The 15,634-nt window shown below is 47.0% G+C and carries 10 protein-coding genes; 4 read left to right on the top strand and 6 right to left on the bottom strand.

Features of this window, described 5'->3' with window-relative positions:
- The first annotated feature begins 2 nt into the window (after nucleotides 1-2).
- From HQ29_RS04310 to HQ29_RS04295, 4 genes are all read left to right on the top strand, one after another.
- A complete protein-coding gene (locus HQ29_RS04310) occupies nucleotides 3-1,094 on the top strand; it encodes an OmpA family protein (protein ID WP_036845614.1) in 1,092 nt (363 codons plus the stop codon).
- Between the two features lie 161 nt (nucleotides 1,095-1,255).
- Nucleotides 1,256-2,446 (top strand): glycosyltransferase family 87 protein, encoded by a 1,191-nt coding sequence (locus HQ29_RS04305; RefSeq protein ID WP_036845611.1) that lies wholly within the window; start codon nucleotides 1,256-1,258, stop codon nucleotides 2,444-2,446.
- A complete protein-coding gene (locus HQ29_RS04300; protein ID WP_036845608.1) occupies nucleotides 2,428-3,147 on the top strand; it encodes a glycosyltransferase in 720 nt (239 codons plus the stop codon). The genes HQ29_RS04305 and HQ29_RS04300 overlap by 19 nt, the downstream gene beginning before the upstream one ends.
- Complete coding sequence (locus HQ29_RS04295) at nucleotides 3,135-3,914, top strand: polysaccharide deacetylase family protein (RefSeq protein WP_036791490.1); 780 nt, start codon at nucleotides 3,135-3,137, stop codon at nucleotides 3,912-3,914. The genes HQ29_RS04300 and HQ29_RS04295 overlap by 13 nt, the downstream gene beginning before the upstream one ends.
- A 65-nt stretch (nucleotides 3,915-3,979) precedes the next feature.
- Here HQ29_RS04295 and nhaA read toward each other — a convergent pair whose 3' ends face one another.
- From nhaA to HQ29_RS04265, 6 genes are all read right to left on the bottom strand, one after another.
- The gene (gene nhaA / locus HQ29_RS04290) at nucleotides 3,980-5,326 is read right to left on the bottom strand and encodes a Na+/H+ antiporter NhaA (protein ID WP_036845605.1); all 1,347 of its coding nucleotides are present in this window, start codon (nucleotides 5,324-5,326) and stop codon (nucleotides 3,980-3,982) included.
- A gap of 26 nt (nucleotides 5,327-5,352) precedes the next feature.
- Complete coding sequence (locus tag HQ29_RS04285) at nucleotides 5,353-6,471, bottom strand: Mrp/NBP35 family ATP-binding protein (protein WP_036845602.1); 1,119 nt, start codon at nucleotides 6,469-6,471, stop codon at nucleotides 5,353-5,355.
- Nucleotides 6,468-7,241, bottom strand: coding sequence for a tRNA (guanosine(46)-N7)-methyltransferase TrmB (trmB, locus tag HQ29_RS04280; protein WP_036845599.1), 774 nt, complete (start codon nucleotides 7,239-7,241; stop codon nucleotides 6,468-6,470). Before trmB ends, HQ29_RS04285 begins: the two co-directional genes overlap by 4 nt.
- Before the next feature lie 13 nt (nucleotides 7,242-7,254).
- Entirely contained in the window at nucleotides 7,255-9,687 is a 2,433-nt protein-coding gene (locus HQ29_RS04275) for a glycoside hydrolase family 95 protein (RefSeq protein WP_036867727.1), read from the bottom strand.
- Between the two features lie 753 nt (nucleotides 9,688-10,440).
- Complete coding sequence (locus HQ29_RS04270; protein ID WP_152566485.1) at nucleotides 10,441-13,893, bottom strand: AAA domain-containing protein; 3,453 nt, start codon at nucleotides 13,891-13,893, stop codon at nucleotides 10,441-10,443.
- 13 nt (nucleotides 13,894-13,906) lie between these two features.
- Nucleotides 13,907-15,553, bottom strand: coding sequence for a fumarate hydratase (locus HQ29_RS04265; RefSeq protein WP_052089802.1), 1,647 nt, complete (start codon nucleotides 15,551-15,553; stop codon nucleotides 13,907-13,909).
- Nucleotides 15,554-15,634 lie beyond the last annotated feature (81 nt).

The following is a 15,634-nucleotide window of genomic DNA, read 5'->3' as shown; positions in this document are numbered from 1 at the left end:
TCATGAAGACAATACTACGGATACTTCTTTTTACCCTTATCGTGAGTGGAGGTTACGCACAGCAATCCGTAAAGAAAGCATGGGAAATCTCCCTTGGGGGTAATGCTCTCGGACTTTCCAGAATAGATATTGCAGAAGCTTCCAAAAAAGCTCATCACTACTTTATCTCTATGGATAAGAGGAGCGTGCTCTTCGGAGGACATATAGGCATCGGAAAAGAGCTTGGGCGCCATTGGGCTGTGGATCTTACCCAGTCGGTAAGTTATGACAAAGAGTTTGCATTCCTGACCAATTTGGGAATACGCTATAGGCTCGGAGAATATTTTCGTCCGAATCCACTATTTGATCCTTATCTGACAATAGGGACAGGATACTTCTACAATGGTTTTTCTAAGGGAAACCCAAAGATTCAAATTGATGGAAAAAGTGTTGAATACAAGACTCCTCATCAGATACAAAGAAAACATCTTATACCCATACACGGAGGTGTGGGTATCAATCTTTGGTTTAACGATCATTGGGGGCTAAATATGGAAGGCGGTTATCAGGCATTTGAACACATGGACAGATCCGGACTTTGGTATGCTCGTGTAGGTATAAAGATGCGTATCGGTGGAGAGCCTAAGATAATGCAGCCCAAAACGGAGGTAAGATACGTGGAAAAAGTGATAGAGAAAATCGTCGAAAAAGAAGTAAAAGTTGCTCCGGCATCTCTCCCTTCAACCTCTATCCCTATGCTTCTGGAAGGAATCTTCTTTGCATTTAACAGCAGTGTTATAGACGATACTTCTAAGCAGTCTTTGGATCAAACGGCGGCTTTCATGCTCCAGAATAACAATAAACGATTCCTTATATCCGGGTTCACCGATAATGTGGGTAGCGATGAGTACAACGATAAACTTTCCAATGAAAGAGCGAAAGCTGTTGTCAATGCCCTTATCTCCAGAGGTGTTCCTCAAGATAAACTGAAGTACAGAGGGCTTGGTAAGAGAGTGGCATTGGCTCCGAAGGAGAAGCCGGACAGCACTCGTAAGCAGGATAGAAAAATCATGATCGAAATTATAGAGTCCGACGACTATTGGAGCTCTCTATAATTGTTCGTCCCTGATGTGTTATAACTCAAAACGGAGGTGTGTTTGCGCAACACATCTCCGTTTTCATTAGTTCTCCTTTCATGAGCGAAGGCAGGAGTGAAAACACAATTTCGAGCGGAAATGGTATCTTTGTGAGAACTCTAATGACCATTTGATAACAAATGACACAGAAAAAGAGCGTCAAGACTCTACTCTTGCAGCCGCAGAGCATCTTCTTCTTCGGATTACTGCTTACCTTGATTTTCTCCACTACCGAGCTGGTCTCCCTAAAGGCAAACAACTTTCAGATATTTGCCTATGGGTCTAAAGATTTCTGGGCAGGCATCAATCCCTATTCCGGTTGGGATCATACCGGGGTTGCCGGAAACGGGCTCGACAGATACTTGTACGGTCCGCTCTTCTCGATGCTTTTCACTCCGTTTGCCTTCCTTCCTTGGTGGCTGGGAGCTTCTCTCTGGAATCTCACAAGCTATTCGGCATTCTTCTACTCCTTGTATAGCTGTAAAGTTTGGAATAGTAAGCGACTTGCCGTAGTCTTCTTCCTGCTTGTGGGAATTATGGTTTCATCCATCATGTCGTTCCAGTTCAACCTTCTCACCACTGCTATGTTTCTCTTTATTTACAAATGGATGGAAGAGGGGCGATACCTTCCGGCAGTGCTTCTGTTGGTCATAGGGGCTTTCACAAAAGTGTATATCGGCTTTGCCGGAGTACTACTCTTTTTCTATCCTCGTTTTTGGAAAAACATCGGACACGGAATGGTATTTTCGGTGATAGCGTTACTTCTTCCTGCTCTAAAGGTTGGAGTGGACGGACTTCTGCCTTACTACCGCTCATGGTTTGAGGCAATCTCCATACGGGAAGCTCCCGAACGTTTTGAAGTAGCCTACCGCTTCATTGCTAAAGCCGGACTACCGGAGATCTACGAATATACACTACCGATACTCATTGTTGCTACACTCTTACCGACAGTCTGTATAGCTCTCTGTCTGATGCAGACAAAAGAGAGGGAGAGAAGAGACAGCCTGCGCCCGATGCTGGGAGCAATGCTGCTCGGAACGGTAATGATGACGCTGATGGTGTGGGGGAACTCCACCGAAAGACACACCTATATAATAGGTATGACGGGGTATCTTCTTTGGGTGTATGCCAAAGGATACATGTCCAAAACGGATAAGATATTCACAGCTCTCTTTTTCTTCTTCTATGTCATCTGCCCCATAGATGTGATATGTCCCGTAAAAATCCGAAGAATAATACTTGACCACAATAATCTTGGAGTTATCTTTGCCCTCATCCTATGGGCAAGAATGACCCTTGAGCCACTTTTGATATGCAAAAACAGACGTTAGACATCATTCTCCCGGCATATAAACCGAAAGGAGAGTGGGTGAAAGCAGTGTACACGCAACTCTCTTCTATCTCCGAGCAATACTCGGACAGGTTGGAGATCTCTCTTATTATATCTCCGGATGGATCGTTTTCTTATTACAGCGAAGAGGTGAAACAACAGATTGCCGATCTGCCTTGGCCCGTGCGGTATGTCTCTTACGAGGTCAACAGGGGTAAAGGTTTTGCTCTCCGTTCAGGTGTAGAAATGTCGGACTCAGACCTGATCCTGTACACAGATTATGACTTCCCTTTCGAGTCGTTTTCTTATACCAATGTTATCGAAAGCCTTCTTTCGGGAGCTGATGCGGTGATTGCCATCAGGCGGAAAAGCTATCAGCATCGTCTGCCTGCCTTGAGAAAACTGCTCTCATACGGTTCTCATCTGGTCAATAGAGTACTGCTCGGTCTTCCATATACAGACACACAAGGCGGTCTGAAAGGATTCAACCGGAAAGGGAAAGAGGCTTTTCTGGAAACGAATATAGACTCTTTCCTCTTCGATACACAGTTCATCTCGATAGCTGTGAAAAAACGCCTGAAAGTGGAAGGCGTTCCGGCAAAGGTAAGAGATGAAGTAGTTTTATCCCGAATGGGCATGAAAGTCCTTCTTAAGGAGCTTCGTGTCCTTCCTAAAGTATTCCAATCAAGATGGTTTTCTTAAGTTTCGATATAGAGGAGTTCGATGCTCCCGTAGAGTTTGGTCATCCGATACCATTTGAAAAGCAGATAGAAATATCGGCTCGCGGTACTGAAGCTATCCTTTCTCTACTAAAAGAGAAGGATGTAAAAGCAACATTCTTTTGTACGGCAACGTTTGCAATGGAACGTCCGAATCTGGTTCAACGCATCACGGAAGAAGGACACGAGCTGGCTTCACACGGCTATTATCACTCCTCTTTCCATGTAGATGATCTTCTCTCGTCCCGCTTAAAGCTGCAAGAGATTACCGGATACGATGTGGTAGGATTCCGTATGCCTCGTATGCAGAATGTATCGGGGTATGCGCTCAAAAATGCAGGTTATAAGTACGATTCCTCTCTGAATCCGACGTGGATGCCGGGACGGTACAACAACTTAGGTAAACCGACACGTCCGTTTATCTCACCCGAACAGCTGTTGGTTCTGCCTGCATCCGTTACACCAATAGTACGTTTTCCTCTCTTTTGGCTCTGTTTTCACAATCTCCCGATGGATATATTCAACGATCTCTGCATCTACACGTACAGAGACAAACAGTACTTCAATATCTATTTCCATCCTTGGGAATTTGTACACCTGCCATCGGATCCTCTGATTAAGCTACCATTTTATATGAGACAAAATACCGGAGAAGAGGCATTGTTCAGGCTATCTGCTCTGATAGATCGTCTGAAAAGACAGAATGCACAGTTTGGCAGATGTAGAGAGATGCTCGAAAAGGTCTTTTAGAATACGCTGCAACACATTGCCATAAATAAAAAATCCCCGATTTGGATTCAAATCGGGGATTTTCTTTATTTCTTCAGATGTCTCGTAGCAAAGTTTAAGGCAAAGAATCCGACAAGAGCGGAGACTATGGTACCGGAGAATACTCCGATCTTTGCTTGGTTTAGAAGATTTACGCCTTCTGCTGTTTCGGGAGAGTAAGAAAGAGAGGCTATAAAGAGCGAAACCGTAAAGCCGATGCCTCCAAAAATAGATATAGCGATAAGATTTCGTGTCGTCATTCCCTCAGGATATTTCAATATCCCGATCTTGTTCGGTATATAAGTAAAGAGAGAGATACCCAACATCTTTCCCATAAAAAGCCCGCAGAATATTGCAATAGGCAGTCCCAAAAGATCCGACATGGTAACTCCTCCGAATGTTACACCGGCATTGACAAAAGCAAATAAAGGTAAAATAATATAGCTTACCACCGGACTTAAATCGTGCTCAATGAACTGAAGCGGAGAGATAGAACGCTCCACTTTTTTTTCCAAAAGACGCAAACGAACCAGCTGACGGTGAGAAAGCTTCTGAGCACGCTCGGCTTCTATCTCGTACTGACCATTGAAATCTTGAACAAAACCCGATAGACTCTCCTTGAGTTGAGGCAGGCGAACTGTACACTTAGAAGGTATGGTAAGCGCCAACAATACTCCGGAAATGGTGGTGTGAATACCGCTATGCAAGAAGAAAGTCCAGACAATGAAGCCAATGAAATAGTAGATATATGCCTTGTCCATCCCTTTACGTCCCAAGATATAGGTTACCACCAAGAGACCAAGCCCTATCAACAGAGAGGTTAGATGTATCTGTCCGCTGTAAAAAAGAGCGATAATGATGATACCGCCAATATCATCCACCACAGCCAAAGACATCAAAAAGACTTTCAGACAAGGAGGGACATGCTTGCCGACTGCCGCTAAAACAGCCAAAGCAAAAGCTATATCCGTTGCCATAGGTATGGCTGCACCTCTCATTGCCATACCTCCATCGTGAACAAATGCGTAGAAAACAAGTACCGGTATTATCATTCCTCCTATGGCTGCAACCACCGGAAGCATCGCTTTTCTAATGCTTGAGAGCTGTCCTATAAGAAGCTCCATCTTAATCTCCAGGCCTATTACGAAGAAGAATATAGCCATAAGAGCATCGTTCACGAACTCTTGCAGCGTCATCGGTCTCCCGTGATGTTCAAAGAGTCCGTAATCTCCGATATTTACTTTGATCGGATTATTGAGAAAGCTGAAATACTGTGCTTGCCAGGGAGAGTTGGCAAAAATGATAGCAGCCAAAGCCGCCAAAAAGAGAAGCAAGGAGGGATTGATACTCTGCACCACCTTACTTATCCGGAATTGTGCTTGTTCTTGTTGCATTGCGATAAGTATTTGTGTTTGTGTTATTACTTGCGCGTCACTTCAACTTTCTTCGTTGGAGGGAGAGTCGTGTTACGTTCCTCTACGCTCTCGATTACCTTGGCAGCCAATTCGCGGAACGCCTGTCCGACAATGCTATCGGGATTGGCAGCAATGGGTACACCGCTGTCCCCCCCCTCACGAATGCTTTGAACGAGAGGTATCTGTCCAAGAAGATGGGTTCCGACCTCTTCTGCCAAGCGTTTACCTCCCTCTTTACCGAAGATGTAATACTTATTCTCCGGTAGCTCTTCGGGTGTAAACCATGCCATGTTCTCTACCAAACCCAAGAGCGGAACATTGACTTTTTCATCCAAAAACATATTCACCCCTTTTCGTGCATCCGCAAGAGCCACATCCTGAGGCGTGGTAACCACTATTGCGCCCGTGATGCCGAGAGTCTGTATAAGTGTCAAATGAATATCGCTGGTACCGGGAGGAAGGTCGATGAGAAAGTAATCCAACTCTCCCCAATGCGCTTCTGTTATAAGTTGATTCAGGGCATTGCACGCCATGCTTCCGCGCCAAAGCACCGGAGCATCTTTATTAACAAAAAATCCTATCGAGAGCAGTTTGACGCCATGACTCTCTTCGGGGATGATAAGATCCCTACCATTGATATTCTCCAAGCAGGGTCTTGCCTCTTCGCAGCAAAACATCTTAGGCATGCTTGGACCGAATATATCTGCATCCAACACGCCCACCTTATAGCCCGAAGCGGCAAGGGCAACAGCCAGATTGGCTGTAACCGTACTTTTCCCCACTCCTCCCTTACCGGAAGATATGGCAACGATATTCTTCACACCGGGAAGAAGTTGAGGCTTCTCCTCTTTCACCACTTTAGGGAAAACGGCTGTTACATTTCCTTTTACCTCTACATCCGGAGAGATATAAGTATTGACGGCTGTTTCTGCTGCCCGAACAAGAGACTTTGCAAAAGGGTCATTCTCTTTCGGGAAATGTATTTCAAACGAAACCTTATTACCAGCTATGTGTATGCTGTCAGCCTGTACCATTCCTGCGCTGACAATATCTTCGCTCTTGCCCGGATAGCGGACATTCCGCAAGGCATCCAATATTAGATTGGGGTATAATTTAAGTGTCATATATTCGATTTTAAGTTAAGAGAGCCTCTTCTTTCCCGGTTAAAGCTACGGTAACTATCCGGCTCTATTTCTATGTCAGGGTCTTCGGAGTGATCGGTGAGCAGTGCCGGAGAGAGTACGATATACTTTATCGTCAATCCTCGTTCTCTCCATTGGCTTTCGTAGTAGGTACGAATCTTTCTCAACGGATCTTCTTCGTCCACCTCTTTGTCTATGTCTTCTATGGAACGGATCACTTCCAAGCCGTTGTGCCGAGCCATTGCGGATGTGAATGTATAGAGAAACCGGCTGTCCGTCTTCAGGTGTACCACTCCGTTGGAAGCAAGGATTCTCTTGTACATCTGCATAAACCGGACAGAGGTAAGTCTTTTCCGCACCTTTTTCATCTGCGGATCAGGGAACGTGATCCATATCTCATCCACCTCTCCGGGAGCAAAAAATGTCTCGATAAACTCTATCTCCGTCCGGAGGAAAGCCACATTGGAAAGCTCCTCTCTATGGGCTGTGGTTGCTCCCGTCCACATACGATTTCCCTTGATATCCACTCCGATAAAGTTCTTATCCGGAAACATCCGTCCCATTTCCACGGTATATTCACCTCTGCCACAGCCCAATTCCAAAACAATGGGAGCATCATTCTCAAACACTTTGGCTCTCCACTCTCCACGGAAAGGGAACTGCACGCCGGTACGAAGCACTCCGAAAGGATATTCATACACGTTGGGCAGGGCAGCCATATCGGCAAACTTGGCAAGCTTATTCTTTCCCATTCTCTCTACATCTTTAGCGGGCAGAGACCGTATCGCCCGGTTTGAGGTTCAGTATCCAGTAACCGCCTTGGCGTTTAGCCGAACCTTTTCCTTTCACTTGCAGTCGGAGTGTCTCCAATCCCTTGTCCGCTTTCAGCTTATGAGTATAAGGAGCAGAAGCCGTCAGCGTAAAAGCAACGATCTTGGCATCCTTCCACTCGGCAGAGATAAGGGCATCTCCCACCACTTTGATATTGCGGAAGCTTCCGCTCTTACGCCATGAAGAGGGCAGTGCAGGTATTACCTCTATCACACCGGACTCGCTCTGCAACAGCATCTCCATGATACCTGCTGCTCCTCCGAAGTTTCCGTCTATCTGGAAAGGCGGATGCGCACTGAAAAGATTAGGCAGCGTGCCGCTTCTGTACCCCTTATAGTCCATACCCTGCACACTGCAAGGGCGAAGAAGTTCGGTAATGAGCTTGAATGCCCTATCTCCCTCGTGCAGTCTTGTCCAGAAGTTTATCTTCCACGCCATAGACCAACTCGTACTCACATCACCACGTGCATCAAGGCTTTTCTTTGCGGCTGCCGCCAGATCCGGCGTGTGTTCCAAGCTGATTTCACTGCCCGGATAGAGTCCGTAAAGGTGTGAGACGTGGCGGTGATGCGGCTCTGCCTCTCTGTATGGCTCAAGCCATTCGAGTATTCTGCCGTCTTCACCTATTGTCGTAGGCATCAAGCTGTCTCTCTTCTGAGCCATTGTTTTCAGTAGCGGATCTTTGATACCGAGTATCCGAGCCGCCTCTATGGTATTCCCGAACAGCTCGCGTATGATTTGGTTGTCCATTGTGGATCCGGCAGATATGTGTACGACCTCCCCTTTCGGTGTGTAGTATGAATTTTCCGGAGAGGTTGTGGGGGCTGTTACAAGGTAGCCGTTGCGAGGATCTTTAACCAACATATCCACAAAGAAGCGCGATGCTTCGAGCATTGCAGGGAATACCTCTCTCAGATAAGCCTTATCGAGGTTGTATCTGTAATGTCTGAACAAGTGTTGGCAGAGCCATGCCGCAGATGTGTTTGTGGCACCCCATGAAGGGTGTTCTCCCGGTGCGGTGAACTGCCATACGTTGCCAAGAATGTGAGTAACCCATCCCTTTGCTCCGTAGAACACTTTTGCAGTCCGCTTTCCACTCTCTACCTGATCCAGTGTCCAGTCCGAAAGAGTCCGGTGAAGCGGAGAAAGATTGCCTGTTTCTGCCGGCCAGTAGTTCATCTGCAGGTTAATATTCAAATGGTAGTCTCCGTTCCAAGGCGTTGCTATGGTGCTTGCCCAAAGCCCCTGTAAGTTAGGCGGCAAACCGCCTTCACGTGTCGAAGAGACCAAAAGATAGAGTCCGAACTTCTGATACAACGCAACCAACGGAAGGTCTTCATGGTTTTCATGGAACAGTCTTAATCTCTCCGGCATCGGAAGTTGTTCGTTGGGATGCTCTCCGAGAGACAGGTCTGCCGTCTGTCCGAACTTCTCTCTGAATGCTTTCGTATGCGCTTCTCTGAGAAAGTCGAGCGAGGCTTTTGCTGCCACTTCATCCAGTCTCTTGGTGACCCTCTCCTTTTCGTTCACTCCACCATAAGAGGTGTTCATTGCAATGAGGATGAGTACGGAAGTGGCTTGACGTACTTCCAAAGAGCCGTTGTTGGGGAAGATGGATCCGCCTTCGGGCAAAACGACACGTGCTTCTCCAAAAAATCTGTTACCATAGCCGCCTGTACCATCCGGGAGTACCCCTTCTATCACGGCACCACTCTTGGTAAGACGGAAATGAGCATGCTGTGGACGGCTCCAGGCGAGGTCGAAAGAGAGCTTGCCCGACTCCGATGCCGTCAGTTCGATGACTGCAACATCGTCTGCAAAAGAGGTATAGTATTTTCTGCTGTACTGCACTCCTCCGGAGGAGAAGGTGGTTTCAGCCAGTGCGTTGTCTATGTCCAGTACTCTCTTGTAGTCTGTCACTTGGGGTTCTATCCCGTAGTGGCTCAGATGCAGACGTCCAAAGAGCTGATAAGATCCGTATGGGGCAATATCTCCTCTCCCGTAATTGCTCCCCTTTCCTCCGCAAACAAAGGTGCGATAAACGAGTTCTTCAGCTTTCTTATTCTCTCCGGCAAAGAGCAGACGACGAATCTCTTCCAACGACTCCAAGGCTTTGGGGTTATCCGTATTCTCTTTAGAGCCAGACCACATCGAAATCTCGTTCAGCGTGATAGTCTCATGGCTGAGGCGAGAATCGGTCATGAGTCCGATCCGTCCGTTACCCAGTGGCAGCTGTTCCTCCCATACTTTTGCAGGTGAAGTGAAATAGTAGTAGTTCTTAGAAGCTGCATCCACCCCGCTTATCACTCCAAACGAGAAGAGCAGACACAGCAATATTTTTCCGGATAGTCTTGTAATAACCGTCATCTCAATTATCTATAAATAATGGGTAAAGATACTAATATTTTTCCGGATAGCCGGGAAGCAGACCCCTAATGGGAACCGGCAAAAAAGAAGAAATAATAGCTTCCTGACAGAGAGGCATTTTTATATATTCCATACCGATGGATACCTTCCGTTTTTCCCTCTCTCTATTTGGATCAAAGGTGTCGTTCTGAGAGCACGACCGAATTGTTAAATTCAGGTCATTTTATTAACACAAATTCCGATACCTGTTCACCCAAAACGCTAAACGAGCATATTGTTTCGGCTTAACGTGTTTAATTTTTCAATGAACACGTTTACCGATTTCATTTAATACGTTTACCGGATTCGATTANTATTGTTTCGGCTTAACGTGTTTAATTTTTCAATGAACACGTTTACCGATTTCATTTAATACGTTTACCGGATTCGATTAAAGTGTTTAGCCAAAAAACTAAAATACTCAATATCAGCCAATTAAGTATTTTCACCTTAAAATATCCCTAAAAAGGCAGATTTCTTTATTAGGAAACGTTCACAGAAGAGGGTGTTAAATTTCAGACTTATTAACGCGAAAAAGCCCCATCAAACGGACTGAGAAAAAATTTTTTCCAAATTCGCGATTTCTCATATTCGTTTGTTATAGAACGAATTAGAAGAATAAAGAAAATTATCCGGAGAGAATCAGAAGAAAAAAGAGAGCGATTTCGGCGATAGAGTGTCAAGCCGTTTTTATATAAAAGCTCCCGAAAAGAGCTACTTTTTTACCCGTTTTGAGAGTGCTTCGAGGGGTACCTCCGCCGCTCTTTCGATATATCCGCTGTAACCTCTGCTAAGCGACAGTATCTCTCTGTTTCCCAGCAAAATCATCTGATGTCTGGCTCTTGTGAGTGCCACATTGAGCTTGCGGTCTATCTCTTTTCCGGCTTCATCCCGAAACGAAGAGGCGGAAAGGAAAGAGATCTGAAACGGTTGATTGGTGCAGACAGAGTATAGAATGATGTCTCTTTGCGAGCCTTGAAAACGCTCCACCGTATCTATCACAAGATGATCGAGCAGATACTGCAAAGAGTCTTTACCTACCATCGAAACCAGCAACGCATCATCCGAAAGCGAACGAAGCGTCTGTCTGATGGTCAGGATCTGACGGCGGTATGGCGTGATGATGCCAAGGCTCAAAAGCCGATCGGTAGCCTCTTTGGGATGAGTAGGGACAATGCGCTTACCTGCCGTGTGAGCCATGACAAGAAGCGTCTGTACCAGATTTTTGACCTGCTCCGCCTCTGCCCGGTTCTCCTTATGTTCCGAGTGCTGTTCTCTCGGAGTGTCGAGATAGAGTACTCTCTCCCTTTTCAGTATGGCGGTGAGGCTCTCCTCCTCTTCCGACAGAGCAAACGGCAGCAGTGCTTCTCGCTGGTGTGGCAACCCCAATGGTTTCAGCAGAGAGTCGTAAAAAGCGGATGAGGGATAAGCCTCTATCTTCGGGTGCATCCTCCCTTGAAGGGTCAAGGCATCGTACAGATGGGTATGGTTGTTGCGCTTGGCATGCTCCAGAAGTCTCTGAAAAAGCGAATGAGAGAGCTGCTCCATCCGGTGCTCTTTCAGTAGTGGATCTATGCTTGTAAGCCCTTCATTGTCCTGCGCCACTACCGCAGGGAGCTGCTTGTGATCCCCGATGAGAATGAACTTTTTGAACGCTTCTCTTCTCTCTCCATCCTCATCGACAGTGGCGGTAAGCAGACCCAAAAGTTGAGGTTCCAATAGTTGGGCAGCTTCATCGACGATAAGCACATCGAACGGTTTCCTGCTCCACAGCAGAGCGTGTCCCAGAAGAGAGAGCGTCGTGCCCACAAAAACGGGGCAACTTTCCGTAATATCGAGAATCTCTTTTCGGGATCGGCAGTGAGCCGTACGCTCGGAAAGAAGATGCGGTTTTACGGATTGGGGTGTGATGCTTTCCCTGCCTACCTTGATGTATCCTGCCGCTTGCGGTATCTCCTCTAAGGCAAAACAGATTTCGTCCACCGCCCTGTTGGTATAGGCTGTCAGCACTATCCGTTTGCCTTCGGCAAGCAATCTTTCGACCATTGTCCGCAACGCATGAGAGGTCTTTCCCGTACCGGGAGGTCCGACAAGCAGGAAATACTCTTCTGCCCGGAGTGCTTTCTGTACGATTCTGTCCAGATCGTTTTTACAGGCTGACGGCTCTGCGCTCCGTTCCAATCCGGCTGCACGGGTAAGGATAAGGTCTCTGCGCCGTGAGGTGGTACGCCCCAAAGCCATTATTGCTCTGTACTGGTGCGCCATTCCGATATTTTGACCTCCGATGCGTTCCAAGTGATAGCTGTTTCCTTCTCGCAGTTGCAGAAGTTCGGCATCGGGTTGAGCGTACAACAGTCTTACCGTCAATCCTTCCGGCGAAGTATCGGTAACACTGCAACGCAAACAGGGATAAGCCTCCGCTCCGGAAGATACAGGATAGAGCCTTAGAACCTCTCCTGCTTCCGGTACAACCTCCGGCATTGTCCCTTTATCGCCTCCCCACGAGAAGATAAGCAGGGGATGATCGGCATCCGTACAGCTGTTCTTCATCAATATAAGGTTAGTCCACGCTTCTCCTTCCCTTTCATTCCACCACTGCGGAAGCGAGTGAGGGGGCGTGTGTGTGCCGTCGGGAAGCATATTGCTGTGTTGATTGGTGTAAGCAGCCATCTCTTCCCGCATCAAAAAACCGAAATAAGCTCTCTGATAGGCGTGTAAAAGCGGATCCCGACTGCCTCCCATGGAGAGCAATAAACCTCTGCATTCGTCCCGGACATAGGGAGGATTTTCCGAAGAGTCGGCATTCAAACGAAGGTATTGCTCCAATATCTCCCAAAGTTTTTGCCCGCCTGCTTCATCTTTTGAACCGAGAAGCAGGATGCCGACCATCTTATTGCGAAGTCCCATTGCAAGGATTGCACTCTTTCGGGTAGCCGGTATCGGGAACAAATCGCCCGTAGTGGCGTACAAAAGGTAACTCTGTCTCTGCTCCGGAGGAAAGTCGAATGCCTTTTCGCTCATGAGGTTATAGAGGATGGTCTGAATGGCATGAGGCGGTTGAGGATGCCCTCCCCTTCCGGGCTTTCCGCTCTTTAACTCCAGCAGCCTGCTGCCGTCTCTTGAGAGCATATCTATACGTCCCCTCATTCCGAAAAGGGGTGCATGAATCTCTGCTTCCAAAGCAACGCTTTCAAACTGCTCTTTCCGCAGAAGCCGGATGCTCTTACGGATGTTGTCGTATTGGCTTTGTGCCTCTTCACCAAATGTTACGGGAAGCCGGGCATAAGCAAATCCGAGCGCATTTGCACAGAATGCAGCGTGAAAAGAAGAAGTGAATGAGACACTCTCCGAAGAGGTCGCAAGATCATCGAGAAACTTATTCGCCACAGCTCCCCGAAGCAGATACCACGGGTGGCTTTGCGGTTTGAGCCTTGCAAGCAAGAAGAGCATAGGATCGGAGAAATCGTGTGAGACGAAACATTCGGCTATGGAAGTTACATCCAGAATAATATCCGGTCTTACGACTATAAACAGTGGTACCAACCCCTCCGCCGTTTCCCGAATGTCGTAAAGATGTATCACACTGCCTCTTTCTACCTGTGCGCCCAAACGGTCATAAGCTCCATGCTGGTAAGTATGACGGTAAAGAAAGGTGAGATAATACTCTTCCCACACACCTTTATTCTCTCCATACGCCCAGCCATTCACACTCGTCTCTCCGATCTCTTCTACTACCAGATATAAAAAAGAGGGAAGCGAACCCGAAGGAAGTACATCGGGTACTTCCTGCGAGTTCGCTTCCTTATCCATAAAACCCGTTCCGAGAGCTGTCTCTCCGCAATAGTGCCCTATGAATGCAGCTAATGCACGTCGCTCCGTATCTTCAACAAGTTCGGACGGATCTCTTTTCAAAAAATTGATATACCTGTTCACGATGCGTCTGCAAAGCTGTAAACAGCCCTTAAATACCGGGTCATGACGAAGGTATACAAGCCTTGCGTAATGCCCTTCAAAGGTCAGACCGCTGTCGATAGTGGCGATCTCCAAAAACCCGGACAGGCACAACAGCCAATCCTTAACGGAGATCTCTCTTGAAACATCGCCCGATAACTCTCCCAACAATGCCCTGACGGCATCATGGTATCTGCTATCTATGCGATCGTTCAACGAGGTATAAGGATTACTTCAAAGCGCAACCCTCACACTTTTGAGAGATCACTTTGAAAAAGTCGTTGCCTTTGTCGTCCACGAGAATAAAGGCCGGGAAGTCTTCTACTTCTATCTTCCAGATCGCCTCCATACCCAATTCCGGATACTCCAAACACTCTACTTTCTTGATGCTATCCTGTGCCAAGATTGCAGCAGGACCGCCAATACTGCCGAGATAAAAGCCTCCGTACTTATGGCAAGCATCTGTAACCTGTTGGCTACGGTTACCTTTCGCAATCATGATAAGGCTTCCGCCATGACTCTGGAAGAGATCCACATAAGAGTCCATACGCCCTGCCGTTGTAGGTCCGAAAGATCCGGAAGGCATTCCTTTCGGGGTCTTTGCCGGTCCTGCATAGTATATCGGATGGTTCTTGACATATTCGGGCAATCCTTGACCGCTGTCTATGCGCTCTTTCAACTTCGCATGAGCGATGTCCCGACCCACGATGATGGTACCCGATAAAGAGAGTCTTGTGGAGACCGGATAACGGCTAAGCTCTTTCAGGATCTCTGCCATCGGTCTGTTCAAATCTATTTTCACCACTTCTCCTTCGTGTCCTTCGCGCATCTCTGCCGGGATAAGACGTTCCGGATGAGTCTCCAACTTTTCGATCCAAATACCTTCACGATTGATCTTTGCCTTGATATTGCGGTCTGCCGAACAGCTTACACCCATTCCTACAGGGCAGGATGCACCGTGACGTGGAAGCCTTATGACACGAATATCATGCGCGAAATATTTTCCGCCGAACTGCGCTCCCAAGCCGAGTTTATATGCTTCTTGCAGCAAAGTCTTCTCCAACTCTATGTCGCGAAAAGCTCTACCGCCTTCGTTACCGCTGGTCGGAAGCTCGTCATAATACTTTGCACTTGCCAGCTTGACGGTTTTGAGGTTTGTTTCTGCCGATGTTCCGCCAATCACGAAAGCTATATGATAAGGAGGACAAGCAGCTGTACCCAAACTCTTCATCTTATCCACAAGAAACTTCACAAGCGTATCCGGATTGAGAAGAGCCTTGGTCTCTTGATAGAGGTATGTCTTATTAGCAGAGCCGCCACCCTTGGCAATACAAAGGAATTTATACTCTCCGCCTTCCGTTGCCATAAGGTCTATCTGAGCCGGCAAATTGCATCCGGTATTGACCTCTTTGTACATATCCAACGGCGCATTCTGAGAATAGCGAAGATTGTCTTGGGTATAAGTGTTGTACACACCGCGAGAAAGATACTCCTCATCGCATACACCGGTAAAGACATTCTGTCCTTTCTTGCCGAGGATTACGGCTGTACCTGTATCTTGACAGAATGGAAGCTGCCCTTTGGCACTTACCTCTGCATTGCGAAGGAATGTAAGAGCGACAAACTTATCGTTCTCCGAAGCCTCCGGATCCGAAAGAATGGAAGCAACACTCTCTTGATGCTCCGGACGTAAAAAGAACGAAACATCATGGAAAGCCTGTTGTGCCAAGAGTGTAAGGGCTTCCGGATCTACCTTCAACATCTTTGTGCCTTCAAAATCTACCTCTTGCACGTACTGATCTGTCAGTTTATAATACTCGGTTTTCTCAGGTCCGAGTGGGAACATCGCCTGATACTTAAATTCTGGAACTGCCATAGTAATACATTTAGTGATAATATCTATTTCTTGCTTACCGCTTATCAAGTTACAAGAAATAATTGAATCTTCTACTTTTAG

Origin of the sequence: Porphyromonas canoris (assembly GCF_000765975.1) — a bacterium.
Lineage (GTDB): Bacteria > Bacteroidota > Bacteroidia > Bacteroidales > Porphyromonadaceae > Porphyromonas_A > Porphyromonas_A canoris.
Note: the sequence above shows the minus strand (reverse complement) of the source record. Positions and strands in the feature narration are given on the sequence as shown.